Here is a 25,638-nt window from a genome sequence, read left to right on the forward strand (position 1 = left end):
GCCCTTCCCCGCCCTGCTCCCGGCGCTCTTCCGTACACCATACCAGCACACGGGCAAACAGACACTGGTATGGCCCGCATCGCCCATCCTCTGGGACAAGACTTCGACTGGTATTGTGATCTTGCGCAAAGAATAAAACCAGTTGACTACCATTTGCAATGCTTGCACTCTGAAACAGCGGACGGTGTCCAGCCGCCCGACCATGATAAAAACATACAAGGAGATGCGATGCACCGGACAGTCATGAATAGCCTCATCATTACCCTCTTCGGCGGGACCCTGGCCGCCTGCGGCGGCGGCAGTGACGGCGCCAGCGGGGGCGCGAGCCAACTGTTGGCCGGCGCCGCCGAAGCGGTGGCCTGCTACACGCCGTGGAACAGTGGCACCGCCTACAACGGCGGCGGCCAGGCCAGCTACAACAACGTCAATTACACGGCCAACTGGTGGACGCAAGGCAATAATCCAGCGACCAGCAGCGGCGGTGCCGGCAGCGGCCAGCCCTGGACGGTGGTGGGAGACTGCGGCACGCCGACACCAACACCAACGCCTACCCCAACTCCTACGCCGACTCCCACCCCGACGCCGACACCCACTCCTACCCCGACACCTACCCCGACTCCGACGCCTACTCCGACACCAACGCCCACCGGCCTGGCGAAGCACGCGCTGATCGGCTACTGGCACAACTTCACCAATCCCAGCGGCGCCACCTACCCAATCAGCCAGGTCAGCGACGACTGGGATGTGATCGTCGTCTCGTTCGGCGACAATGCGGGCGGCGGTAATGTCAGCCTGACCATCGATCCGGGCGCGGGCACGGAAGCGCAGTTCATCGCCGATGTGGCCGCCAAGCGGGCCAAGGGCAAGAAAGTCATCCTGTCGCTGGGCGGGCAAAACGGTTCCGTTTCCGTCGGCAACACGGCCGAAGCGACGAATTTTACGAACAGCCTATACGCCATCATCACCAAGTATGGCTTCGACGGCATCGACCTGGACCTGGAAAATGGCGTGGCGCAAGGCGCGGCCATCCAGACCTATCTGCCGATCGCCGTGAAAAACCTGAAAACCAAGGTCGGCAGCAGCTTTTATCTGTCGATGGCGCCGGAATGGGTGTATGTGGAAGGGGGATATACGAGCTACGGCAGCATCTGGGGCGCCTACATTCCCATTATCAATGCCTTGCGCAGCGAGCTGACGGTGCTGCACCCGCAGTACTACAACAATGGCGACATCTACACACCGTATGCCACGGGCGCCATCAAGGCCGGTTCGGCCGACCAACTGGTGGCCACGGCGCGCATGCTGATCGAAGGTTTTAACTATGGCGGCAACACCTTCGCCGGCCTGCGTCCGGACCAGGTGGGCTTCGGCGTGCCGTCCGGCCGCAGCTCGGCCGGCTCGGGTTTTACGACGAATGCCGACGTCAGCAACGCCCTGAATTGCCTGACGCGTCTGCTCAATTGCGGCACCATCAAGCCGCTGCAGGCGTATCCGGACTTCCGCGGCGTGATGACGTGGTCGATCAACTGGGACCGCCACGACAACTATAATTTCTCCGTGCCGACCAAGAATGTGCTGAAGACCCTGCCGTAAGCGCCTTGGTCCGACTGCGCATGGGAGCCGCGATGCTCACATGTGCAGCAGCGCCGCGCCCAGTACGCGCATCTGCAGTGCTATGCCCTGGCGCAACGCCTCCCCTCCCCCTTGCGTGTGCTTGATGCCATCCATGCTGGCCACCAGCAGGGCGGCCACTTGCGCGGCAGTCGCATCCACCCGCCGCAGCGCGATATCGCCCGCCGCTTCGGCCTGTTCCAGCGCCCCGGCCAATGACGCCACCAAGCTTGCCCGCGCGCTCAAGGTGATGTCGGCAGCCAGGGTCATGTTGACATCGAACAATTCCTGTCCATGCGCGCTGGCTGAAATGTCCGCCATCAAGCCTTGCTGGAAGGCCAGCAGCGCCGTTTCGATGCGCGTGAACACGGGAACGGACTGGGCCAGCGCCGCCGCCACTTGCGCCATGACGCTGGCATGCGCCCGTTCGGAGCCGGCGCGGAACACGTCTTCCTTGTTCTTGAAGTGCAGGTACAGCGCGGCGCGCGACATATCGGCCGCCTGCGCGATGTCGAGCATGGACGTCTTGCGGTAGCCGTAACGGCAAAACACGGCCAGCGCCGCATCGAGTATCCGCTGGGTTTTCAGGGTGTGGAGTGACATGCTGGCATATTGACACTATGGATATATAATGTCAATATGACTTTTAGACAAATTACGTCAAAGTGTCTAATTTGCGGAGGATAGCAGCATGGAAGAACTGGACCCTGGCCGCCAGGCGGCCTTGCAGGAAGAATTGCGCGACATCGAACGCAGCCGCCTGCGCGCGCTGGTCGATGGCGACCTGGTAGTGGCGCGCAGCTTGCACGCCGATGATTTTCAGCTGGTCACGCCCATCGGCAGCATGCTGTCCCGGGAAGAATATCTGGGCGCCATCGCGGCAGGCCACATGCGCTATCTGAGCTGGGAACCGGGCGAGATCGCGGTGCGCCTGCATGACGACGCGGCTGTCCTGCGCTATCAGGCCCAGCTTGAAATCAATTTCGGCGGCCAGGCCGTGCCCCGGTCGCGCTACTGGCATATCGATAGCTATGAACGGCGCGATGGACGCTGGCAAGCCGTCTGGTCGCAGGCGACGGCGATACGCTGACGGCGGTGGCTGCAGATGGATGCGTCGGCAGTAGGGGCAATTGATTTTTCTCAATCCATAGTTTCAATCTATGGATTCAGTTAAAATATATTACTTCCTTTTGTAAATGAGAATCGTTACTATCTAAATCAAGGATAAGCGAATTCAACAGAAAGGAGCCTCCCTTGTTCACCGCCATCAAAACATTCAGCCAGGTCTGCACGCACATGTCGATCGCCTTCGGCCTCGCCTATTTGCTGACGGGGTCGCTCGCGCTCGGTGGCTTGGCCGCCATCATCGAACCGATCATCAATGTGGGCTTACTGCCATGGCATGAAAAAGCCTGGCACGCGATCCGCCGCCGCCATGCCGCCAGCCGCCTGGGCTTTGCCGCCCTGGCCGGCGAAAAGCTGAGCCAGACGGCCCTGCACATGGGCGTGGCCTTCAGCGTCATGTACTGGGCCACCGGTTCCATGGCCTTCGGCGGCTTGCTGGCCGTGGTCGAGCCGATCTGCAACGTGATCGTCCTGCCCTTCCACGACCGGCTGTGGGAAAAAGTCCGCTTGCGCCTGGAAAACCGGGGCGCGGCCCGCCTCGCCGCGCTGTAGGCCTCCTCCTCTTCTTAATTACCTGCCCACACGGGCGGCCGCCTTGGAAGCCACGGCGCCGCCCGCTCCAGCTGCCCTGCCAGGCGCAGCAGCGTTCCATCCTGAGCATAGCCCGCCATGAACTGCATGCCGATCGGCAACCCTTCATTGGACATGGCCAGCGGCACGGACATGGCCGGCAAGCCCGCCACGTTTGCCAGCGGCGTGTAGGGCGAGTGCTCGAACAGGCGCGCCGTCCAGCCCGGCCCATCAAGCTGTGTCTCGTCTTTGCCATAACGGCCAAGTTGCCATGGCACATCCGGCATGGTGGGTGTCAGCAAGCAGTCGTACTGCTCAAACAGGGCGCCGGCGTGACGTGTAACGGTATTGCGCACGTCGAGGGCGGCGACGAAATCGACGGCCGACACCGTCTGTCCGTACTGGTAGCAGGCCAGGGTGGCCGCTTCCAGGGTGTCCAGCGACGCGGCGCGCCCGCTTTCCTGCGCCAGGGCCGCTATCCACGGCACCAGGTTGGCGCACCAGATGCCGGCATTGGCGTGCACGAAGGCTTGCCATGACACGCCCAGCGCGGGTGCTGCTTCTTCCACGTGGTGGCCCAGGCTTTCCAGCAGGCGCACGGTGTCTTGCAGCGCGATATCGACAGCAGGCACGGGTCGGGCGCCATTGGGAGCCATCCGCTGTACGCCGATGCGCAACTTGCCCGGCGCCACGTCGACCTGCGACAGCCAGGTGAAATTGGGCGCATGCGTCACATAGGGTTCACCTGCCATTACACCCTGCACGCAGTCGAGCAAGGCGGCGCTGTCGCGCACGGTGCGGCTCACGCCCAGTTGCACGCCCAGGCCGCTGAAGATTTCGTCCATGGCGGGGCCATTCGAGACCCGGCCCCGGCTCGGTTTCAAGCCGAACAGGCCTGTCGAGGCGGCTGGCACGCGGATGGAACCGGCCGCGTCCGTCGCATGCGCCAGGGGCACGATGCCGGCCGCCACGGCCGCCGCCGCGCCGCCGCTGGAGCCGCCCGCGCTCACGCTGACGTTCCACGGGTTGCGCGTGGCGCCATATAGAACGGGTTCCGTGGTGGTGGCAAAGGCCATTTCCGGCGTGCTGGTGCGGCCAAACGTGAGCAGGCCAGCTGCGCGGAACTGCGTCATCAGGTGGGAATCAAGCGTAGCGACATGCCCGGCGCCCAGGCGGCTGCCCGCTTCGCTGCGCTGGCCCGCCATGGTGACGGCCACGTCCTTGATCAGAAACGGTACGCCGGCGAACGGCGCCGTATGGTCCAGGGTGGAAAAATCGGCCGGCCACAGCTCGACTACGGCATTGATCTGCGGGTTGACGGCGGCGCAGGCGCGCAAGGCGGCGTCGTGCAGTTCGGCCGCCGATACGGCGCCAGTGCGCAGCAGCTGGGCCAGTCCCAAGCCATCAAAGCTCGTATATTCATGCAGTTGCATCAGTTATCTCCTGTAAAAGGTGAAGAGTGAAAGTCACAGGAACAACTGTAGGGCTTGCGCTATCATAGTAGAAATGAATAGTTGATATACTAGGTATAGCCATGAACAATTTGCACAAGCTGGACTTGAACCTGCTGTTGACCCTGAACGCGCTGTTGATTGAACGCAACGTCACGCGGGCGGCGGCGCGGCTGCACCTGAGCCAGCCTTCCGTCAGCGTGCAATTGGGCAAGCTGCGCACGGCCTTCGACGATCCGCTGCTCTTGCCCGGTCCGCGCGGCATGCTGCCCACGGCCCGCGCGCTGGCGCTGTTTGCACCCTTGCAAGCCGTGCTGGTCCAGCTGGAGCAAGTCTTGCAGCCGGAATCGGCCTTCGATCCGGCCACGGCCGAAGTGCGCTGGAATCTGGCGGCGGCCGATGCCACCGAGTATGCGATTTTGCTGCCCCTGCTGGCATCCCTGCGCGCGCAGGCGCCCTTGTCGCGCATGGCCGTGTTCGAAGCCGTGCCGGCGCGCATGGCGCATGACCTGGAAAGCGGCCAGGTCGACCTGGGCTTTTTGGCGCAGGAAGAGGCGCCGCCTGGTTTACGCCACCGTACCCTGTTTACCGAGCATTACGTGCTGGCGGGCCGGCGCGACCACCCGCTGCTGCAGGCGGCGCCCGACCTCGACCAGTTTTGCGCGCTGGAATTCATCGTCGTCTCGCCAAACGGCGGCGGTTTCCGCAGCAATGTCGACACGGCACTGGAACAGCTGGGCCGCGCACGCAAGGTGGCGCTGTCCGTGCCGCATTTCCTGATCGTCCCGCCCTTGCTGGCAGCGTCCGACATGGTGGCCCTGCTGCCGTCGCGCCTGCTGAAGAATGCGCTGGGCGCGCTGCGCACATGGGAGCCTCCCGTCACCTTGCCCGACTACGAAATGGCCATGGTCTGGCACGAGCGCATGCACCTGGACGCGGCGCACCGCTGGCTGCGCGAACGCATCATGGCCAGCTTGCAGACTGCCGTACACGACTTTCCCATGTAAAACACTAGGGAAGATTACCTAGTTATTCGAAAGAAATTCCCAATTTTCAGCGTGGTGACGACTGCGTAAGCTTGGCCCCAATAATAAAGGGTCACCATGAGCGCCATTTCCATCCTGCAGCGCGGTTCGCGCCGCCCTCCCGCCTTCTTCTTTTCCATATGGCTACTGCTTCTGGGCATGCTGGTTTGCTGCGCCAGCGCCTGGGCCGCGCCCACGGCGTCGGCCGAACTGATCAAGCGCGGCGAATATGTCGCGCGTCTGGGCGACTGCGTGGCCTGCCACACCAGTCCGAACGGCGCCGCCATGGCCGGCGGCCTGGAACTGAAAACGCCGTTCGGCACCATTTACAGCACGAATATCACGCCCGATACGAAGACCGGCTTGGGCCGTTACTCGTTCGCGCAATTCGACCGCGCCATGCGCAAGGGCGTGGCGGCCGATGGCCACAATCTGTATCCGGCCATGCCCTACCCTTCCTACGCGAAGATCACGCCCGACGACATGCAGGCGCTGTACGCCTACCTGCAGCGCGGCGTGGCGCCCGTGGCGCAGCAAAACCGCGAAACGGACATGAAATGGCCGTTCAGCATGCGCTGGGGCTTGTCGCTGTGGAATGCTGTCTTCCTCGACGATGCGCCGTTCAAGCCCGACAGCGCCAAGTCGGCCATGTGGAACCGGGGCAGCTACATCGCCCAGGGCCTCGGTCATTGCGGCTCCTGCCACACGCCGCGCGGCGTGGCCTTCCAGGAAAAAACCATGGGTCAGGATGGCGGCAGCGGCAAGCTCTACCTGTCCGGTTTTACTTTTGACGGCTGGCATGCGGTGAACTTGCGCAATCTGTGGACGCCGGGCGACATCGTGCAATTGCTCAAGACGGGCCGCAACAGCTTCGGCACGGCGGCCGGCAGCATGACGGAAGTCATCACGCACAGCACGCAATACTTCACGGATGGCGACCTTGATGCGCTGGCGTATTACCTGCACGGCTTGCCGGCCAGGGACGGGGCAGCAGCGCCAGCAAGGAAACTGGCGCCCGTCGTGGCCGCCAGCAACGACGCCTTGTACAACACGCGCGGCGGCCTCGGCTACCTGCAGTTTTGCGCCACCTGCCACCGCCGCGACGGCCGTGGCGTGGAAAACATCTTCCCGCCGCTGGCGCAGAACGACTCGGTACAGTCGAAAGATGCTACCTCCGTCATCCATATCGCGCTGACGGGCTGGCAGTCGGCCGTCACGCAGCACTCGCCCCGCTCCTTTGGCATGCCCGCGTATGACCGCCTGTCGGATACGGAACTGGCGGAAATCCTCACTTTTGTGCGCGGCAAGTGGGGCAATCATGGCGCGCCCGTGACAACTGCGCAGATCGCCAAAGTGCGCAAGGAGCTCAAGCTCAAGGCGCCGGACGCGGGTGGCTTCGTCACGCCCCGCTTCGCCGCCCTGACGGCCGATCCGAATGCCAATCAATTGATCCACGGCATGCAACTGATGACGGAAACGCGTGCCCGCCTGCCGCACAACGTGGGCAACGACCTCAATTGCAGCAGCTGCCACCTGAATGGCGGCACCGTGGCCAACGGTTCGCCCTTCCTCGGCATTTCCGCCTTCTTCCCGGCGGAAGCGCCGCGCGCCGGCAAGGTGATTAACTTGGGAGAGCGCATCAATGGCTGCTTCCGCCGCTCCATGCACGGCAAGCCACTGCCCGTGGACGGCCCCGACCTGCAGGCCATGGTCGCCTACATCGACTGGATGAAGGGCGCCACGCAGGCGAACGACAAGGTGGCGGGACGCGGCGTGGCAAAGATAGCCCGCAGCCTGCTGCCCGATCCCGTGCACGGCAAGAAAGTGTATGCGGAGCAATGCGCCGTCTGCCATGGCGCGAATGGCGAGGGCATCCGGGGCGCCAATGGCGTGGTGGCCTTCCCGCCGCTGTGGGGAGAGCGCTCGTTCAATATCGGCGCCGGCATGGCCCGCACCTACACGGCGGCCGGCTTCGTCAAGGCCAATATGGTGATGGGCCACGGCCAGAAGTTCCCGCTGGGGCAAGGCAACCTGTCCGACCAGGACGCCGTCGACGTGGCCGAGTATTTTACGCACATGCCGCGTCCGGACTTCCCCGACAAGGTCAAGGATTGGCCGAAGGGTGGCAAGCCCAGGGATGCGCGCTACTGAAGCGCGTGTTTCCCGGGCGGCGCCCTTCTTGGCGCCGCCCGCCTGTGCTACCCTGCTCGCTCCACCACACAGGAGTGATGCATGCAGATCGACAGCGGCCGCGCGGCCCCCTCCGACACCTGGCTGGGCAAGCTGGGGCCGGGCCTGATCACGGGCGCGGCCGACGACGACCCCAGCGGCATCGCCACGTATTCGCAGGCGGGCGCCCAGTTCGGCTTCGGCATGCTGTGGACGGTGTGCCTGACGTTTCCCCTGATGCTGGGCATCCAGGTCATCAGCGCCAAGATCGGCCGGGTCAGCGGCCACGGGCTGGCGACGAATATCCGCCGTCACTACCCCCGTTCCTTGCTGTACGCCATCGTCGGCTTGTTGTTGCTGGCCAATGTCATCAATATCGCCGCCGACGTGGCCGCCATGGGCGATGCCCTGACCCTGATCATCGGTGGTCCCACCCATTTGTACGCCGTGGGCTTCGGCTTGCTGTCCCTGCTGCTGCAAGTGTTCATTCCGTATCAACAGTACGTGCGTATCCTGAAATGGCTGACCCTGGGCTTGCTGGCCTATGTCGCCACCGTGCTGACCGTGCATATTCCGTGGGGAGAAGTGGCGCTGCGCACCGTCTGGCCGCAGTTCGCCTGGTCGGCCGCCTCGGTCACCATGATCGTCGCCGTGTTCGGTACCACCATCAGCCCATACTTATTTTTCTGGCAAGCATCACAGGAAGTGGAAGACTTGCAGGCCGATTCCAGCGCGCAAGCCTTGCGCCGCGCGCCCGAGCAGGCGCCCCGGCAATTCCAGCGCATCAAGATGGACACGGCCATCGGCATGGGCTTTTCCAACCTGGTGGCCTTCTTCATCATGCTGACGACGGCCGTGACCCTGGGCGCGCAAGGCATCACGCATATCGATACGTCGGCGCAAGCCGCCTCCGCCCTGCGTCCCATCGCGGGCGAGTTCGCGTTTGCCCTGTTCAGCCTGGGCATCATCGGCACGGGCTTGCTGGCCATTCCCGTGCTGGCCGGCTCGGCCGCCTACGCCATGGCCGGTGCGTTCCACTGGAAAAACAGCCTGGAACTGGCGCCCAAGGCCGCCAAGAAGTTCTACGGCATCATCGTCACGGCCACCGTGATCGGCGCCGCCCTGTGCTTTTCGCCGCTCGACCCCATCAAGGCCCTGTACTGGAGCGCCGTCATCAATGGTGTCATTTCCGTGCCCATCATGGCGCTGATGATGCTGATGGCGTCGCGTCCCGCCATCATGGGCACATTGACCATTTCAAGGCGCCTGCGGGCGCTGGGCTGGCTGTCGACCATCGTCATGGCGACGGCCGTGCTGGCCATGTTCGCAAGCATGGCGTTCTGATGCCTACGCCGTCTTCGGCTTGAGCATGCCTTCCACGATACCGAGCACGGTCTGGCGCGGCAGCAGTCGCGGCAGCCAGGCCAGCAGGCGGTTCGGCCGGCCCGCCACGTGGCTGCTACGGCCACGGTCCAGCGCCAGCAGCGCTTCATCGACGACGGCTTGGGGATCCATGCGCTTGCCCACGGCCGCTTCGGGCGCGGCCACCACGTCAAAAAAGGCCGTTTCCGTGGCACCCGGACACAGAGCCAGCACGCGCACGCCGCGGCTGCGGTTTTCTGCCCACAGCGCTTCCGAAAACGACAGCACGAAAGCCTTGCTGGCGCCGTAGACCGCCATATAGGGATCGGGCTGCAGGGCTGCCGTGGACGCCACGTTGATGATGGCTCCCCGCCCTTGCGCCAGCATGTGCGGCAAGGCGCAGTGCGTCAGTTCCATCAGGGCCGTGCAATTGACGGTCACCTCGGCCGCCTGGCGCGCGAGAGTGATGGTTTCGAACCTGCCATGCGTGGCGAAACCCGCGTTATTGATCAGCACGTCGGGCGGCATGCCCAGCGCGCAAGCCTGTGCATGGGCTTGCGCAGCGGCACCGGGCAGGCTCAGGTCGGCCACCAGCGCATGCGCGCGGATGCCGTGGCGCTGGGAAAGTTCCCTGGCCAGGCTGTCGAGCACGGCGCCGGAACGAGCCAGCAGCAGCAAATGCGCGCCGCGCGCGGCCAGGGTTTCCGCAAAGACGCGGCCGATGCCGGACGAGGCGCCCGTGATCAGCACGGTCTGGTTGGTATAGTTGAAGGCGGTCATGGCAATTGAATCGAAGTGGAGAGAATTTCACTGTAAACTGTGGTCTTTAGTCCACGGTCAAGCGTGGAACGCAAAAAACTGCGCATGGCTGCGTTGCATTGGCTTGCCCTGCACATTTTTCGCGTTCCACAAATTAGTAGAAAGTCAAAAAAATATGCGCATCGGAGAAATTACCCGCCTGACGGGCGTCAGCAAGGACACGGTGCGCTTCTACGAGCGCCAGGGGCTGCTGGATGAAGCGCCGCAGCCGGGCATGACGAACAACTATAAAGAGTACTCGGCGCGAGCCTTGCGCCGGATCGAGCTGATCGGCCATGCCAAGGCGCTGGGTTTTACCTTGAAGGAAATCGCCGAAGTCATTGCCGTCTGGCAGGAAAATGCGCTCGATGCGGCTACCAAACGGGTCATGCTGGAAACGAAAATCGCCCAGATCGACGACAAGGCCCGTTCGATGGCCGTGCTGCGCGCCGGACTCGTCGATGCGCTGGCAAAGGTGGAGACGGGCTGCGAAGATGGCGTCGCGGTCGCAAGAAACTTACAAGGATAATCAATGACTTATTACACGCAATACCGCCATCTGGCGCTCGAGGGCGCCAAGCCTGCCCCCACGGCGCAGCAGATCTCCGCCATCGAAACCCTGCTGGAAGCCCCGTTGCCGCCCGCCTTCCTGGCTTTCTTGCAAGTGGCCAACGGCGCCTGGTTCGACTACACCACGGATGTGCCGGACGGTAATGGCGGCGTGGAAAAAATGGGTTTCAATACCTTCTTCAGCGCCGACGAGGGCGATTTCTGCGATGAAACCCTGGTCGGCGAGATCCGCGCCGCGCGCCAGCATACGGACATGCCGGTGCGCATCCTGCCCTTCGCCCGCGATGGCGGCAATTCCATGGTCTATCTGGACTTGACGGAAGACGGCGGCGGCCGCGTGCTGGCCTATGTACAGGAGTTGCCGGAGTGGACGGGCAAGCGCGCCCACGGTTTCATCGAACTGGCGCCCTCCTTCGATGCCTGGCTGGACAGCCTGTATATCGACCGCGACACGGTGCTCGACGAACTCGAACACAGCGTCTCGGAGCCCTCCCACCTGGACGCGATGGAAGAATGGCTCGATATCGGCATGCCCGCCTGGCGCCGCGATGCGGGCATCGCCGCCCTATTTGCGCTGAAACAAGTCGAACTGTGCGCTAACGAACAGGACTAGTCCTACGGGGATCATCGTGCCTGTCCTATGGGTGTGCGCAGGCTGAGGGCTTAACATTGCCATCAGCTTGCAGAAAAAACCATACTTGAAAGGCATCCCATGCGCATCTCGACCACCAGTTCCCGTACCCCATCCCTGAAAAGCGTGGCCATCGGCGCCGCCGTGGCGCTGCTCGGCGGCATCGCCATCAACAGCATCGCCGCCGCCGCGCCGGGCGCGTACGACAAGCAATTCCTCAGCAAGGCCGCCGACGCGGGCAGCACGGAAATTGCCGCCAGCAAAGTGGCGCAAAGCAAGAGCAGCAATCCCGAGGTGAAGAAATTCGCCGACGCCATGGTTGCCGATCACACGAAAGTGGCGGACGAGCTGAAACAGCTGGCCAGCAGCAAGCAGATCGAGGTCAGCGACCAGCCCGGCGCCAGGCACAAGGCACAGATCGACAAGCTGGGCCGCCTGGAAGGCCTGCCCTTCGACAAGGAATATGCGGCCAGCATCGGCGTGGCCGCGCACAAGGACGCCGTGAAGCTGTTTACGGATGCCAGCCAGAAGGCCAGCGATCCCGACATCAAGGCTTTTGCCACGAAAACCTTGCCAGCGTTGCAACATCACCTGGACATGGCGAACGCGCTGCAGGCGGCATTGGCGAAATAGACCACCATACGCGGTGAAATGCTTGCTGTACGTGCTGTACAGCAAGCATTTCCGCTCTTGACATACAATGCGGCAACTTCGTTTTCGGCCATGCCATGACCTCATGCAGCTACTCAAGAAAACCGGCCTGATCGCCGCCGCCCTCCTGCTCCTCATCCTGCTGGCAGGCTGGCTGTTCATCAAGGTGGCGGCCGCCCGCAACGCCACCGTGTACGCGCAGCAATGGAACGACCAGCGCACGTGCGTCATCAAGACCTATGTGCCACACTACGGCAACGGCGTGCCGCACAATATCGTGCGCGCCCTCAGCACTTCCAGCTTCTTCCGCGTGTACCACAAGGACGGCACCCTGCTGGAAAGCACGGAATGGGTGCTGGACATGCATGAAGACGGCATCCTCGACCATGCCCGCTGGGGCCAGAACCGCGCCATCTACCCGACCGACATGGGCTACGAAGGCTGGACCTTGCCCGAATGCGCGTGATCCGCCAGCCTTGATGCCGAAACCTGCGCCATCAGGCCTGCGCAGCCCCTGGGGCGATATGCCATATGAACCCACGCTGTACCATTTCCTGGGCCCCTTCGACGTGTATGACCGCGAACACACGCTGGGCGTGGAACTGGCCGCCTGGGACATGAACGATCCCGACCAGCGTGCGGCGCTGATACGGCGCGACATCACTTCGCAATACAAAGAACTGGACTACCGCCACCGCCATGCGCTGGTGGCCGTGCTGGCGCAGGCACTGCAAGACCCCGCCTATGACTTCGGGGGCATCCTCGAACATGACCCCGAAAGTAGCTACGCCCTGCTCGCCCGCTGGGATGAGATGGCCGACCCGCGCGCCTTCTTTGCCGATATCTACCGCCTGGTGCAGCAAGACTGGCGCGATGGCCTGGCGCGCGCGGCTGCGGAAGACCCATCCGGCTGCTAGTGCAGTGCGGATGCCAGGCTATCGTCTCGATAGCAAGTGACACCATTTCCTCTCTAAATACTGCATTTTTTCAATTTGCACGCGGCGTTGCAAAAACGCCCGTTTTGAAAAAATATTTGTTGCACCAGTGCATGTGTGCTGGCATCGCGCTACTATGAATCAACAGCACTTCCCCCACCGTACCGGTACTCTGCCGGCTTTCCCTGCCGCAATGTGAAGGAGATTTTCATGTCCAAGTTCGCCCCTGCCGTTTGCCTGTCGCTCATGCTTGCCGCCGCCACCCTGCCATCCATCTCCAGCGCGGCCGAAGGCGGCGCCACGCGCCCCGATGCCGAAGCCATGGTCAAGAAAGGCGTGTCGTATATCAAGAGCGCCGGCGATGCCAAGGCGTATGGCGAGATCACGGCCAAGTCGCCGCAATTCATCCTGCACGACCTGTACCTGGTCGTCTACAAGCTCGACGGCACGGTGGTCGCGCATGGCGCCAACCCGAAAATGGTGGGCAAGAACTTGATCGAATTGAAGGATATCGACGGCAAGGCCTTCGTCAAGGAGCGCGTCGACTTGGCCAAGAGCAAGGGCACGTTCTGGCAGGAATACAAATTCACGAATCCGGAAACCAAGAAGATCGAGCCGAAGGTAATGTATTGCGAAAAGCTGGCCGAGACCGTCGTCTGCGGCGGCATCTACCTGTAGCCAGCCGCCGCCAGCGCCGGGATGGTACGCCGATCTCTGAACGAATTTCTCAACGGTTTTTTCAACGACATGGGCCCTAATGAAAATCGCACAGAAGATGTTGATCGTCCCGGTGGTCGCGCTGGCTTGCCTGCTGGCCATGGGGGCCATGTCCTACTTCGCCATGCAGCAGAACGAGCAGCGCATGCGCGAGCTGAAAGATGTCACCCTGACAGCCGAGCGGCTTGCCAACCAGCAAGCTATTGCCCTGGGCCAGGTGCATGCCGACGTGTATGCGAAGATTGCCATCGCCGCCAGCCTGACGGACGAGCAGTTCAAGCAATTCGGCGCGCAAACGGATGGCCAGCTGAACGCCATCGCGCAAGGTTTGACGGAACTCAAGAAATTTTCGGGCGCCGCCACGGAAGCGGCCCAGGCCCTGCCCGGCGTCGAGCGCTACCGGGCCAGCGTGGCGCAGGCACTGGACCTGGCCTCGATGGACCCGAATACGGGCGTGGCGGCGATGCAAAATGCCGCCGGACACTACCAGCAAGTGCGCGGGCAGCTGCGCCAGGTACTGCTCAACCTCGACAATCGCACCGCTGACGCGTTGCAGGAAACAAAAAATGCGGGCCAGCGCGCCGGCTGGCTGTCGCTGGGCACCATGGCCATCGGTTTTGCCTTGCTGGCCCTGATCGCCACCTGGGTGGCCCGTTCCGTCGTGCGTCCCATCGACGAAGCGTGCCGCGCCGCCGAAAGCCTGGCCGCCGGCGACCTGACCATGCGCATCGATGCCCGTGGCGACGACGAGGTGGGCAAGCTGTCGCGGGCGCTGGCCACCGTGGTGAAAAACTGGAATACTTTATTGGGCGAGATACGCCAGGCAGGCTCCACCATCACGGTGGAAGCGAGTGAAATCGCGCTGGGCAATGCGGACTTGTCGGCCCGCACGGAGTCGCAAGCCCATTCCTTGCAGGAAACGGCAACGTCCATGCATGCCTTGACCGATACCGTGCGCGAAAACGCCAGCCATGCGCACCAGGCCAACCAGATGGTGCTGTCGACCTCGAACGTGGCGCTGGAAGGCGGCCGCGTGGTGGGCCAGGTGGTCGAAACGATGGGCTCGATCAAGGCCAGTTCCGGGCGCATCGTCGATATCATCGCCGTTATCGACGGCATTGCCTTCCAGACCAATATTCTCGCCTTGAATGCGGCCGTGGAAGCGGCGCGCGCGGGCGAACAGGGACGCGGCTTTGCCGTCGTCGCCACGGAAGTGCGGGGCCTGGCACAGCGTTCGGCCACGGCGGCGCGCGAAATCAAGCAGCTGATCGAGGATTCCGTGGCCCGGATAGAAACGGGCAGCGAGCTGGCCGACAGCGCCGGGCGCACCATGGGCGATATTGTCGCCTCCGTCAAGCAAGTGACGGAAATCATGAACGACATCACGGCGGCCAGCCAGCGCCAGAGCAAGGGCATCGAGGAAGTCAACAATGCCATCACGGAAATGGACGAATTGACCCAGCGCAATGCCGCCCTGGTCGAGCAGTCGGCCGCCGCCGCGCAAAGCATGCAAGACCAGGCGCATGATTTATTGCGTGTGGTCGACGCCTTCCGCTTGGGCGATGGCGGCCCGCCGTTGCTGCCGCGTTAGGGTCGTTGCGGCAACGCGGCCTTGGCGCAGGCCAGCATTTGATTGCCCGCTTCGGCCAGTGCCGTATCCGATTCCGCCTGCAAGACCCTGCCCCTGGTGTTCTGGTCATCGTAACTGCCCAGCATGGCTGCATACAGCGAGGCCTGGTCCTGCACGCTGCGGGAATTGCCGGGCGCGGCAGGGATGCCGATGCTGAAGTAGCTGTACAGTCCGCCAACCTGTTTCTTGTGCAGCCATTCCATCAATTGCACGATGCGGTACTGTTCCAGCAGGCTCAGCTCGCTGACATTCACGCTGGACAAGGTGTAATACAGTTCCAATCGGGCCATCCAGTTGCCCTTTGCGCCGGCCGCCACCAGCGCATCCCAGGCGGGGCCGGAGCGCACCTTGCGCACGTCGCGCGGCGCGCCTATCCAGGCGTCAACAGCCGCCTGGTCCGGCACGGGACCGTAGTGGTCCGGCGCGCGGCAGACGAACTGGCGCGCATCTGGCCCGCCATCCTTGAGCGCGTTGCTAATCTGCGCGGCTACCTTGTCGCCGATGCGCAGCAGGCGCGTGCCATAGCTTTCCAGGGTCCAGCTCGAAGGTACGCGCCCCAGCCAGGCCAGTGCATCGTCGTTGGCCCTGGCCGCCACGGCATAGGCGGCGATTTTGGCCTGCATCTTGACGTCTTTCTGCTGCTCCGCCAGCTTGAGCGCATCCTGCTCTTCATCATAGCGGCTCGTGGTTTTGGCCAGTTGCATGCATTGCTGGAAGGCGTCAGGCGCACCCTGCCAGCATTCGGCGGGCACCTTCAGTTGCCAGCGCATGCTGACGGTTTTCAAGATATAGTTTTCTTCGCCCTCTTCCCCCTTGACGTAGGCGCGGCCGTCCGCCTTCGTCACGCCTTTTGTCAGCTGCTTGCCGCCAACCGTGCTCCAGGTATACGGGTCATCGTCTTGCGGCACGCCGGGCACGGCGTACAGGGTCAGGTAGTGGCCGGTAGCGGCAGGCGCATCGGCCGCATGGCACAGCGGCGACAGCAGGGATAAGGTCAGCAAAGTACTTCCAGGTATCAGTTTCAGCATGCAGCAATCGTCAATGAAGGTCGGTATGGCAGGCGCAGTCGTGGCCGCTGGCGGCCTCGGACAGGTTTTGCAGAATCGCGCAGTCTTGCGACGGCTGCGGCTGGTCACACTGGTGGCGCAGGGTCACCAGTTGCTGCTGCAGGGTTTGCAAATTCGCCATCTGCTCGGCAATGCGCAGGATATGGTGGTCGAGCAGCTCATTGACGCTCTGGCAGCCTTCGGCCGGGTTGTTCTTAAATTCCAGCAAGGCGCGGATATCGGTCAAACCGATCTGCAGCGAGCGGCAATGGCGGATGAATTGCAGCCGCTCCTGGTGTTCTTCGCGGTATTCGCGGTAGCCGGCGCTGTTGCGCCCCGGTTCCTGCAGCAAGCCCGCCTTTTCATAGTAACGCACGGTTTCGACGTCACAATCTGTCCGTTTGGCTAGTTCTCCGATACGCATGGCATCCCCTTTTCATTCTTTCTTGCACATTCCGCTTGACCCTGTAGCGACTACAGGGTTTCTAATGGAAGCATACACGAAACCGGAAGGACGAATGCGATGCCGCACGATAGCCACGATCACACCCACGAGCATAAGCATGACCATGCGCAAGACGCCAAGCCCAGCCACGGCGGCTGTTGTTCGCACAGTCACGCCGCCCCCGCTGGCGACACCGCGCCAGTGCTGCCCAGCGCCCCCATCGCCGGCGCGAGCACGGCCAAATACCGCATCGCCAACATGGATTGCCCCACGGAAGAGCGCTTGATCCGCAACAAGCTGGCCACGATGGCGGGCGTGGTGGGCCTCGATTTCAACTTGATGAACCGCGTGCTCGACGTGCACCACACCCTGCCTACACTGGCCACGGTGGAAGCGGCCCTGCACGGCATCGGCATGCAGGCCATTCCCATGGAAGCGGACGCGGTCGTCGCGCGCGACCCGAATGAAGGCAGCCTGAGCAGCGTGCAAAAAGGCATGCTGGTGGTCTCCGGCCTGGCTGCGGCGGGCGCCGAGGCGCTGGCGTGGACCACGCATGTAGACAGTTCGCCCCTCGTCATCGCCCTGGCCCTGCTGTCGATCGCCACGGGCGGCTGGCCGACCCTGAAAAAGGGCTGGATCGCCCTGAAAACCTTCACACTGAACATCAACTTCCTGATGAGCCTGGCAGTCTTCGGCGCCATCGCCATCGGCCAGTGGCCGGAAGCGGCCATGGTCATCTTCCTGTTCGCCATCGCCGAGCTGATCGAAGGCTTGTCGCTGAACCGCGCGCGCAACGCCGTGCACAGCCTGATGCAACTGGCGCCCGACACGGCGACGGTCGCCGACGCCAGTGGCGCCTGGCAGCCAGTACCCGTCGCCACGGTGGCCATCGGCGCGACTATGCGCGTGAAACCGGGCGAGCGCATCGCGCTCGACGGCGTGGTGGCCAGCGGCGCATCGTCCGTCAACCAGGCGCCGATCACGGGCGAAAGCATGCCGGTGGACAAGGCCGTGGGCGACGTCGTGTATGCGGGCACCATCAATGAACGGGGCTTGCTCGACGTCACCGTGACGGCCAACAGCGGCAACAGCACGCTGGCGAAAATCGTCAAGGTCATCGAGGAAACCCAGGGCAAGCAGGCGCCCACGCAGCGCTTTGTCGACAATTTTGCGCGCTACTACACGCCCGCCGTCGTCGTCTTCGCCATTCTGGTGGCCGTGCTGCCGCCGCTGCTGCTGGGCCAGCCCTTCATGGCCTGGGTGTATAAAGCGCTGGTGATGCTGGTGATCGCCTGCCCGTGCGCGCTGGTCATTTCCACGCCCGTGACCGTGGTCAGCGGCCTGACGGCGGCCGCGCGCCGCGGCATTTTGGTGAAAGGCGGACAATTCCTGGAAACCGGTTATCGGATCAAGGCCATCGCCGTCGACAAGACGGGCACCCTGACCATGGGCAAACCGGCCGTGACGGACGTGGTGGCCTTGGAAGGCAGCGACCGCGACGCCATCTTGCTGCTGGCCGCCAGCCTGGACGCCAACTCCGCCCACCCGCTGGCCGCCGCCATCGTCAAGGCGGGTCCGCCCGCCGGCAGCCACTTGCCCGTGACCCAGTTTGCCGCCCTGCATGGGCGCGGCGTGCAAGGCACTATCGATGGCCAGACCTATTATCTGGGCAATGCGCGCCTGATGACGGAATTGAAGCTCTTGACGCCTGAGCTGCAAGCCATCCTGGCGCGGCTGGAACAGCAAGCGTACACGGCCATGGTGCTGGCCAGCCCGGCCGGCGCGCTGGGCGTGATTGCCGTGGCCGACGTGCTGCGTCCCACGGCGGCGGCGGCCATCGCCAGATTGAATGCGCTGGGCGTGACCACCGTGATGCTGACGGGAGACAACTTGCTGACGGCGCAGCGCATCGCGGCCGAGGTGGGCGTCAGCCTGGTCAAGGCGGAATTGCTGCCGGAAAACAAGCTCGATGAAATCAAGGCCTTGCAGCAGCAGTTCGGCGTGGTGGCCATGCTCGGTGACGGCGTCAACGACGCCCCGGCCCTGGCGCAGGCCGACATCGGCTTTGCCATGGGTGCGGCCGGCAGCGACACGGCCATCGAAACGGCGGACGTGGCCCTGATGGATGATGAACTGGGCAAGTTGCCCGAATTCATCAGCCTGAGCCAGCGCACGCGCAGCATCCTCGTGCAAAACATCAGCTTTGCCATCGGCATCAAGGCCGTCTTCTTCGGCCTGGCCCTGGCCGGCATGGCGACCCTGTGGATGGCCGTGTTCGCGGACGTGGGCGCCAGCCTGCTGGTGGTGGCCAACGGGCTGCGCTTGCTACGCAATAACAAGCAAGCATAGTCCCACGCAGAAATATTTCCATCTGGACAATTGCTGTAAAAAACGCTACTTTGGCGGCTGATCTCCAACTTCGCCAAAGTAGCCGATGACCTTCCTGCCCCGTTTGACCCTGCTGGCCACTCTGCTGGCTGGCACCTCCCTGCACGCCGAACCGATGTTTTTCACGCCCTGCTCCGATACGGCCGCTCCCGGCAGCCTGTGCTCGGGCTTGAACGTGCCCGGCAGCTACGATGCCCAGGGCCGCGCCGTCGGCGAGGCGGACGCCATGCACGTCTTCGTGCGCAAGTTTGCCGCCGACGTGCCTGCCGGCAAGCCCGTCAAGGGCACTGTGTGGCTGGTGGCGGGCGGTCCGGGCGAATCGGGCGCCTCGTTCTACAGCCTGCTGCCCACCTTGCGCCGCAGCTTTCCCGGCTTTGAATTCCTGATCCCCGACCATCGCGGCACGGGCCATTCGTCACGCCTGTGCAAGGTGGAGGAATCCGAACAAAGCCCCGGCGGCCGCGCGCTGGCGGGCGCCGAATGGGCCAGCTGCTTTATGGGCATCAATCTGATGCCGGAATACGCGGCGCAGTTTTCCATCACGACGGCCGCGCGCGACTTGAAGGCCTTGATCGAAGGCGAACGGAGCAAGAACAAAGCGCCCGTGTATGTATACAGTGTGTCGTACGGCACGCAGCTGGTCTTGCGCACCTTGCAGCTGGGGCCGCTGCCCGTCAAGGGCGTCATTTTTGATTCGCTGGTGCCGCCGCAAACGGATGCGCGCTGGGACTTGAGCCAGCGCTCGCAGGTGGTCAATCAGGTCGGCATGCAGGTGCTGTCCAACTGCGATGCGGACCCGGCTTGCCACGCGGCACTGGGTGAACCGGCCGAAACCTTGTACCGGCGCGTGCTGGACAAGGCGCAAGCCGACCCCGCCGCGCTGGCGAAGATTCCGGGCAAGAACCTGAAAAACTTCCTCGGTGGCATGCTCGACGTGCCGGCCGCGCGCGCACGCATCGCGTATCTGCTGCGCGACCTGGACCAGGGCGGCGAAACGGAACTGGCGGCCGTGCGCGCCACGCTGACGCAGGCGGCGGCCGGGCTGGGCAGCTATCCCCAGTCGCCGCTGTCGATACCGCTGGTCAGCATCATCAGCAATTCGGAAAACAATCTGCAGCCATCGTTGCGCCCTGGCTGGACGACCGCCGACCTCGACCGCGAAGAGGCGGACTTGCTGTTTACCAGCCCCCTGCCGCGTATCCTGCTCGGCGGCGGCTTGCCGACCTACGCGCGCGATAGCTACTTCGGCGCTTTGCCGGCGAAAGTGCCGCCGATGCTGGTGCTGCAGGGAACCCTGGACCCGAAGACGCCGTACGCGGGCGCGCAGGCGCAAGCGCAGGCTTTGACGCAAAGCAAGGCCGGCAAGGTGGCCCTGTCCACCGTACACAACGCCCCGCATTTCATTTTATGGACGGCGCCCGCCTGCTTTGAACAGGCCAGCACCCGCTTTATTGCCGGCAAGACGGCGCAGGATTGCACGCTGTAGTTTTCAGCCACTAGATAGAAGAGGACGATATGCGCATCCCAGGCCTGGCATTGCTGCTGTTATCTTGTTTCGGCGTGGCGCAGGCGGCCTCGCCCGACGTCCCTTCCATCTGCGCCTCGCCCGCGCAGCCCGTGCGCGAACAGGGTTACGTGCCAGTCAACGGCATCGAGCAATGGATCACGCTCACGGGCGCCGCCTGCGGCAATCCCGTGATCCTGTTCATCCATGGCGGTCCGGGAAATGCCTTAAGTCCGTACGCGGATGCCATCTATGCCGGCTGGGAACGCCACTACACGCTGGTGCAATGGGACCAGCGCGGCGCGGGCATGACGTATGCCAAACAGCGCCCGACGGACGATGTGCCCTTGACGGTGGAACAGATGCGCGACGACGGCATCGCCGTGGCCCGCTATATCGCGCAGCATCTGGGCCAGCAAAAAGTCATTTTGATGGGCAGTTCCTGGGGATCGATTCTGGGCGTGCACATGGTCAAGGCGCGCCCCGACCTGTTCCACGCGTATGTCGGCACGGCGCAGGTGGTCAATGCGCGGGACAATGAGAGCGGCATGTACCGGGAAGTGATGGCGCTGGCGCAGGCGGCCGGCGATACCTCCACGGTGGACAAGCTGACGGCGCTCGGTGCGCCGCCATGGATGGACCCGCGCAACTTCGGCATCTTGCGCCGTTTCGACCGCAAATATGAAGGATTGGCAACGGATGCACCACCCAGGCACTGGTGGCAGCCGGCGCCGTTCTACGCCACGTCGCAAGCGCTGGCCGCCGCCGAGGCGGCCGATGACTATTCGTACATCCAGTTCATCGGCCTGCGCGGCGACGGCATGTTCGCCAAGGTCGACCTGCCCGCGCTGGGCACGCGCTTTGACTTGCCCGTGTTTTTCATCATGGGCGAAGCGGACTTGCTGACCTCGCCCGCCATCGCGCGCACGTATTTCGACAGCATCACGGCGCCGGCCAAGGATTTTACCCTGGTGAAACGCGCCGGGCACGACCCCAACCAGGCCGTGCACGACGCCCAATGGACCGTCTTGCGCGACAAGGTGGCGCCGCTGCTGAAGCGCTGATCCGTTAAACCGAGATCGCCCTGCGCGCCCGCAGATGCAGGTGGCGAATCGCCATGGCCGAGACCATCAAAATGCCGGACGCCGTGGCCAGCACGACAATAAACGCCTTGTCGAAGGCCGAACGGGCCAGTTCCGACACTTGCAAGCCCAGTTCGGCCGGCAATTGCTCGGCGGCCAGCAGCGCCGCATCGAGGGTGTCATGGGCATTCGGCAACAGGCCCGCGCTTTCCGGGATCACCAGGGTGGCGCTGTAGACGGCCGACAGAATCGTGCCCAGCACCGTGACGCCGATGACGGCGCCCAGCTCGTACGACACTTCCTCAATCGAGGCGGCCATGCCGGCTTGCTGCGGCGCCACGTTGAGCATCACGGCGCTCGACGCGGCCGTCATGACGGCGCCCAGGCCCAGGCCCAGGATCATCAGGCTGGCCACTTGCGCCGACACGGCGGCGTCATGCAGCACCAGATACGAGGCCATGCCGATACCGGACAGCAGCAGCGAACCCCACAGGACCTTGGCCTTGTCGGCGCGCGGCAGCATGAAACCCGTCAACGGACCGGCAAACACGGACGCCAGCGGCAGCGGCAACAGCAGCAAGCCCGCCTCCAGCGGCGACAATTCCCGCACCAGCTGCATGTGCTGGCTCAGCGCCAGTTCCATGCCGATCAGGGCGGCCGAGGCCACCATGGCGGCAGCGACGGCGCTGGAAAACGGCAGTTCGCGGAACAGGGCGAAGTCGATCAGCGGCTTGGCCTGGCGCTTCTGGCGGCGCACGAATTTGAGCATGAAGAAGGCGCCCACGGCGAACGAGGCGGCCGCCAGCGCATACGACGGTTGCGACTTGCCCAGCTCCTTGATCGCATACACGCCACCAAGCAGACCCATCATGATTTGCAGCGAACCCTTCAAGTCCCACGGCTTGTCGCGGTTACCAGCCCGTTTCGGCAGGACGACGGCGGCCAGCACCAGGGTCAGCAACACGATGGGCACGTTGATCAGGAAGACGGAACCCCACCAGTAATGTTCCATCAGGAAACCACCGAGCACGGGGCCAAACGCGGCGCCGCCCGAGGCAATCGCCGCCCACACGCCGATGGCGAACGAGCGCTCGCGGTTATCGGTAAACGTCAGGCGGATGATGGACAAGGTGGCCGGCATCATCAGCGCGGCGCCGATGGCCAGCAGCACGCGGGCAAAGATCAGCCATTCCGGCGCGGGCGAAAACGCGGCGCACAGCGAGGCGATGCCGAACACGGCCAGGCCGGCGAGGAAAACGGGTTTGTGGCTCAAACGGTCACCGAGGGTGCCGAGGCCGGGCAGCAAGCCGGAGACGACCAGCGCGTAGACGTTGATGATCCACAATTTTTGCGAAGAGGATGCCTGCAAGTCGCGCGTCAGCGCGGGCAAGGCGGTGTAGAGCACGGTCATGTCGACCACGATCAGGAATAAGGCGCTGGAGACGATGGCCAGCGTCAGCCATTTTTTCATTGGATGCATAAACAACTCATGGATTTTAGTGTAACTTTTAACAACTATCGGTATGGATAAATTTGGTGCTGCGCAAATATTTACGTTCCAGGCTGCAACGGGCCTGGGCTTGTCGGGGGCGGCGGGCGTCAGCCACGGTCGCCATCCTTGTCATCCACCGCGGCGGACATTGCGTCAAGTTCGCGCAGCATGACGACGGACACTTGTTTGAAACCGCGGCCCTGGAAGAATTGTTGCGCCGTCAGGTTGTGCGCGCCGCATTCGAGGAACAAGCGGGCGATGCCGTGGCTGCGCAGCTCGTCGGCCACCCACTCCACCAGCTGGCTGCCGATGCCGCTGCCGCGCACGGCGGGCAGCAAGACCAGGTCGTCCAGCGCGGCGAACGATTTCGAGGCGCGCTGGCGCGTGTCGATGGACACCAGGGCCATGCCGACGATGGCGTCACCGGACATGGCGACAGCCAGCAGGGTCGAATCACCATGCGCCCAGTCATGCGACAGGGCGGCGCGGATTTCGCCACGGATGACCTCAGGCAAGTCCGCGCGCCAGTTGCCGGGCGCATCGGCGCGTTCACCCTGCAGCTCCGAATGGGAGATATAGTCGGCGCTGACGTTATCAAGATATAACTGGCACAGCGCATCTTCGGCGCTGGCGTCGTGACACCAGGCAAAGCTGATGGCGGGGGAATTGGCTTGGGCGTTTTGCATGGCGGATCTCATGTTATTGAAGTAGTAAAGGCATTTTATGTCGCCCCTGAATGGCATTCAAGTTAAAATCCATCTGTAAAACAGATAGGTGGATGCCATGCAATGGACTTTGGAACAAATGCGCTACTTTGAAGCGGCCGTCGCGGCCGGTTCTTTCTCGGGCGCGGCGCGCCGGCTGGGCCGCGCGCAATCGGTGGTCAGCACCTCGATCGGTCTGCTGGAAGCGGAATTCGGCGTGGAACTGTTCGACCGCTCGCGCCGCAGCGCCGTGCTGACGGAAGCGGGCAAGGTCATGCACCTGGAAGCGTGCGAACTGCTGCGCCAGGCCGAGCGCTTGCAACTGCGCGCACAACTGCTGAGCGAAGCGCCCGAAGCACAGCTGACCCTGGCCCTGGACGAAGCCCTGCCCTATTTGGCCATCAGCAAGCTGGTCAAGGAACTGGCGGCGCGCTACCCGGCGCTGGAACTGGTGATGCTCAACGCCACGGCGTCCGAGGTGGCGCAATACGTGGAGCAGCAGCAAGCCGACGTGGCCTTTCACTTCGACCGCGGCCCCATCTCGCCCGTGCTGGAACAGCAGCACATCGGCAGCGTGGCGCAAGGCGTGTTCGTGGCCAAAGGCCACGCTATGGCGCACGGCCAGGAAGTCAGCCGCAACGAGCTGACCCGCTACCGCCAGCTGATCATGGATTCCGACCTGAACCGCGAACACGCTTTCAGCCCCGCCGTCTGGTTTTCCGACAGTTTTTACAGTATTGCCGAGATGGTCGCCGATGAGCTGGGCTGGGCGATTTTGCCGCTGAATATCGCCAATTACGATAACTACAAGGGGTTTTTGCAGGAAGTACCCTGCCCGGCGCTGGCCTTGTCGCGCTTGCCTGTGCGGCGGCTGTCGATCCACGGCAAGAAGCTGAGCGAGACGAGTTTGTGGCTGACGACGAGGCTGGCGGAGTTGTTGTTGGATGGGCCGAGGGGGTGAGTCAAGGAACCGGAGCTTAAGGGTCAATAAGGGGCGAGGTATGGCACAATCCGCAATGGGCTGAACTTGAATGATTGAAAACAGCTGTATGAAATGACGAACGCCGGCATCTTTATCGATACTGGCGGTATTGGCGAGCCAAGGGAAATGATGAGTATTAACGCCAAACTGAAAAAACTCGAAGATAAGGCCATGGCCAAAGGCGAGTATGCGGTCGCCGCAGCTGCAGCCCATCTGTTGCACGATATTGGCTGCGTGGACAAGCAAATCAACCTGGTCGGGGCACTGCACGAAGTCGGCTACCTGCAAAATTCCTTGTCTCCATACTGGAAAGAATTCAGGGCTGATGAATCGGCATGGATAGAACGCTGCTTGGCCAGGCTTGTCACTGCTGATCATGACTATTGGGCGCTTGCCGCGCTTCTGGGCTGCAATGGTCCAACGACCGTCAGCATCGCCATTGGCCAGGGTTTCAAATCCGCTGCAACAAGGCTTTACGAACGTTTTGACAAACCCAAGGTCCATGTCGATACTTTATATTTGACAGCCAATGGAAAAGTACTGCATCCCGTACTGGAAGTCGGCTATGACATAAATGCAATGACAAATGTCGACGTGGGAAGAGCACGGGCACTCTGTCTGGACAATGCAGAATGGCAGCCAGGTGATTGTTTGGGTGCGGGCGCACTGTCACTTTCCATGCAGGCCAAGCTTCCGCATGGCGCATGGCGGTCGGTATCCACGGCTTTTGAAACATGGGACGCATAATCA

At 63.1% G+C, this 25,638-nt stretch carries 25 protein-coding genes; 18 read left to right on the forward strand and 7 right to left on the reverse strand.

Annotation, left to right across the window (positions count from 1 at the left end; translation table 11 throughout):
• Positions 1-243 precede the first annotated feature (243 nt).
• A complete protein-coding gene (locus FJQ89_RS04520) occupies positions 244-1,593 on the forward strand; it encodes a chitinase (RefSeq protein WP_243136417.1) in 1,350 nt (449 codons plus the stop codon).
• Positions 1,594-1,629: 36 nt separating this feature from the next.
• Here FJQ89_RS04520 and FJQ89_RS04525 read toward each other — a convergent pair whose 3' ends face one another.
• Positions 1,630-2,214, reverse strand: a complete 585-nt coding sequence (locus FJQ89_RS04525; RefSeq protein WP_141169225.1) for a TetR family transcriptional regulator — start codon at positions 2,212-2,214, stop codon at positions 1,630-1,632.
• A gap of 88 nt (positions 2,215-2,302) precedes the next feature.
• Here FJQ89_RS04525 and FJQ89_RS04530 point away from each other — a divergent pair, with 88 nt between their 5' ends.
• Together FJQ89_RS04530 and FJQ89_RS04535 are read left to right on the forward strand one after the other, a co-directional pair.
• Positions 2,303-2,701: a nuclear transport factor 2 family protein gene (locus FJQ89_RS04530; protein ID WP_141169226.1), complete on the forward strand. Its 399-nt coding sequence runs from the start codon at positions 2,303-2,305 to the stop codon at positions 2,699-2,701.
• Positions 2,702-2,865: 164 nt separating this feature from the next.
• A complete protein-coding gene (locus tag FJQ89_RS04535; protein WP_141169227.1) occupies positions 2,866-3,288 on the forward strand; it encodes a DUF2061 domain-containing protein in 423 nt (140 codons plus the stop codon).
• Positions 3,289-3,302: 14 nt separating this feature from the next.
• Here FJQ89_RS04535 and FJQ89_RS04540 read toward each other — a convergent pair whose 3' ends face one another.
• Positions 3,303-4,739 carry an amidase gene (locus tag FJQ89_RS04540; protein ID WP_141169228.1) on the reverse strand — a complete coding sequence of 479 codons (1,437 nt, stop codon included), beginning with the start codon at positions 4,737-4,739 and terminating at the stop codon, positions 3,303-3,305.
• A gap of 101 nt (positions 4,740-4,840) precedes the next feature.
• On the opposite strand from FJQ89_RS04540, the gene FJQ89_RS04545 reads away from it, so the two are divergent.
• The 3 genes from FJQ89_RS04545 to FJQ89_RS04555 all read left to right on the forward strand — a co-directional run bounded on the left by FJQ89_RS04545 (position 4,841) and on the right by FJQ89_RS04555 (position 9,295).
• On the forward strand, positions 4,841-5,764 hold the full coding sequence (locus FJQ89_RS04545; RefSeq protein ID WP_141169229.1) for a LysR family transcriptional regulator: 924 nt from the start codon (positions 4,841-4,843) through the stop codon (positions 5,762-5,764).
• 177 nt (positions 5,765-5,941) lie between these two features.
• A complete protein-coding gene (locus FJQ89_RS04550; RefSeq protein ID WP_141172626.1) occupies positions 5,942-7,933 on the forward strand; it encodes a c-type cytochrome in 1,992 nt (663 codons plus the stop codon).
• Positions 7,934-8,014: 81 nt separating this feature from the next.
• On the forward strand, positions 8,015-9,295 hold the full coding sequence (locus FJQ89_RS04555) for an NRAMP family divalent metal transporter (protein ID WP_141169230.1): 1,281 nt from the start codon (positions 8,015-8,017) through the stop codon (positions 9,293-9,295).
• A 3-nt stretch (positions 9,296-9,298) separates the two neighbouring features.
• Here FJQ89_RS04555 and FJQ89_RS04560 read toward each other — a convergent pair whose 3' ends face one another.
• The gene (locus tag FJQ89_RS04560; RefSeq protein ID WP_141169231.1) at positions 9,299-10,093 is read right to left on the reverse strand and encodes an SDR family NAD(P)-dependent oxidoreductase; all 795 of its coding nucleotides are present in this window, start codon (positions 10,091-10,093) and stop codon (positions 9,299-9,301) included.
• On the opposite strand from FJQ89_RS04560, the gene FJQ89_RS04565 reads away from it, so the two are divergent.
• The 7 genes from FJQ89_RS04565 to FJQ89_RS04595 all read left to right on the forward strand — a co-directional run bounded on the left by FJQ89_RS04565 (position 10,092) and on the right by FJQ89_RS04595 (position 15,206).
• A complete protein-coding gene (locus FJQ89_RS04565; protein WP_341474477.1) occupies positions 10,092-10,640 on the forward strand; it encodes a MerR family transcriptional regulator in 549 nt (182 codons plus the stop codon). The two genes, FJQ89_RS04560 and FJQ89_RS04565, sit on opposite strands and share 2 nt — an antisense overlap.
• Before the next feature lie 3 nt (positions 10,641-10,643).
• Positions 10,644-11,294, forward strand: a complete 651-nt coding sequence (locus FJQ89_RS04570; protein WP_141169232.1) for an SMI1/KNR4 family protein — start codon at positions 10,644-10,646, stop codon at positions 11,292-11,294.
• A 99-nt stretch (positions 11,295-11,393) separates the two neighbouring features.
• On the forward strand, positions 11,394-11,945 hold the full coding sequence (locus FJQ89_RS04575) for a DUF4142 domain-containing protein (protein ID WP_141169233.1): 552 nt from the start codon (positions 11,394-11,396) through the stop codon (positions 11,943-11,945).
• Positions 11,946-12,048: 103 nt separating this feature from the next.
• Positions 12,049-12,429, forward strand: a complete 381-nt coding sequence (locus FJQ89_RS04580; RefSeq protein WP_141169234.1) for a hypothetical protein — start codon at positions 12,049-12,051, stop codon at positions 12,427-12,429.
• 58 nt (positions 12,430-12,487) lie between these two features.
• On the forward strand, positions 12,488-12,880 hold the full coding sequence (locus tag FJQ89_RS04585) for a hypothetical protein (RefSeq protein ID WP_141169235.1): 393 nt from the start codon (positions 12,488-12,490) through the stop codon (positions 12,878-12,880).
• A gap of 228 nt (positions 12,881-13,108) precedes the next feature.
• The gene (locus tag FJQ89_RS04590) at positions 13,109-13,576 is read left to right on the forward strand and encodes a cache domain-containing protein (protein WP_141169236.1); all 468 of its coding nucleotides are present in this window, start codon (positions 13,109-13,111) and stop codon (positions 13,574-13,576) included.
• Positions 13,577-13,655: 79 nt separating this feature from the next.
• Complete coding sequence (locus FJQ89_RS04595; protein WP_243136418.1) at positions 13,656-15,206, forward strand: methyl-accepting chemotaxis protein; 1,551 nt, start codon at positions 13,656-13,658, stop codon at positions 15,204-15,206.
• On the opposite strand, the gene FJQ89_RS04600 is transcribed toward FJQ89_RS04595, so the two are convergent.
• Positions 15,203-16,273 (reverse strand): hypothetical protein, encoded by a 1,071-nt coding sequence (locus FJQ89_RS04600; protein WP_141169237.1) that lies wholly within the window; start codon positions 16,271-16,273, stop codon positions 15,203-15,205. The genes FJQ89_RS04595 and FJQ89_RS04600 overlap by 4 nt on opposite strands.
• Before the next feature lie 10 nt (positions 16,274-16,283).
• Positions 16,284-16,715 carry a Cd(II)/Pb(II)-responsive transcriptional regulator gene (gene cadR, locus FJQ89_RS04605; RefSeq protein WP_071323636.1) on the reverse strand — a complete coding sequence of 144 codons (432 nt, stop codon included), beginning with the start codon at positions 16,713-16,715 and terminating at the stop codon, positions 16,284-16,286.
• A gap of 99 nt (positions 16,716-16,814) precedes the next feature.
• Here cadR and FJQ89_RS04610 point away from each other — a divergent pair, with 99 nt between their 5' ends.
• From FJQ89_RS04610 to FJQ89_RS04620, 3 genes are all read left to right on the forward strand, one after another.
• The gene (locus FJQ89_RS04610; RefSeq protein WP_141169238.1) at positions 16,815-19,085 is read left to right on the forward strand and encodes a heavy metal translocating P-type ATPase; all 2,271 of its coding nucleotides are present in this window, start codon (positions 16,815-16,817) and stop codon (positions 19,083-19,085) included.
• Positions 19,086-19,170: 85 nt separating this feature from the next.
• On the forward strand, positions 19,171-20,610 hold the full coding sequence (locus FJQ89_RS04615) for an alpha/beta hydrolase (protein WP_141169239.1): 1,440 nt from the start codon (positions 19,171-19,173) through the stop codon (positions 20,608-20,610).
• A gap of 29 nt (positions 20,611-20,639) precedes the next feature.
• Positions 20,640-21,692 (forward strand): alpha/beta hydrolase, encoded by a 1,053-nt coding sequence (locus tag FJQ89_RS04620; RefSeq protein ID WP_141169240.1) that lies wholly within the window; start codon positions 20,640-20,642, stop codon positions 21,690-21,692.
• 4 nt (positions 21,693-21,696) lie between these two features.
• Here FJQ89_RS04620 and FJQ89_RS04625 read toward each other — a convergent pair whose 3' ends face one another.
• Together FJQ89_RS04625 and FJQ89_RS04630 are read right to left on the reverse strand one after the other, a co-directional pair.
• Positions 21,697-23,181 carry an MFS transporter gene (locus FJQ89_RS04625; protein WP_279239661.1) on the reverse strand — a complete coding sequence of 495 codons (1,485 nt, stop codon included), beginning with the start codon at positions 23,179-23,181 and terminating at the stop codon, positions 21,697-21,699.
• A 128-nt stretch (positions 23,182-23,309) separates the two neighbouring features.
• Positions 23,310-23,888: a GNAT family N-acetyltransferase gene (locus FJQ89_RS04630; RefSeq protein WP_168208366.1), complete on the reverse strand. Its 579-nt coding sequence runs from the start codon at positions 23,886-23,888 to the stop codon at positions 23,310-23,312.
• 97 nt (positions 23,889-23,985) lie between these two features.
• Between FJQ89_RS04630 and FJQ89_RS04635 the strand changes: the two genes are divergently transcribed.
• Complete coding sequence (locus tag FJQ89_RS04635; RefSeq protein ID WP_168208367.1) at positions 23,986-24,867, forward strand: LysR family transcriptional regulator; 882 nt, start codon at positions 23,986-23,988, stop codon at positions 24,865-24,867.
• Positions 24,868-24,960: 93 nt separating this feature from the next.
• Complete coding sequence (locus FJQ89_RS04640; protein ID WP_141169244.1) at positions 24,961-25,635, forward strand: hypothetical protein; 675 nt, start codon at positions 24,961-24,963, stop codon at positions 25,633-25,635.
• The last annotated feature ends 3 nt before the right edge of the window (positions 25,636-25,638 follow it).

The organism is Janthinobacterium tructae (assembly GCF_006517255.1).
Taxonomy (GTDB): domain Bacteria; phylum Pseudomonadota; class Gammaproteobacteria; order Burkholderiales; family Burkholderiaceae_D; genus Janthinobacterium; species Janthinobacterium tructae.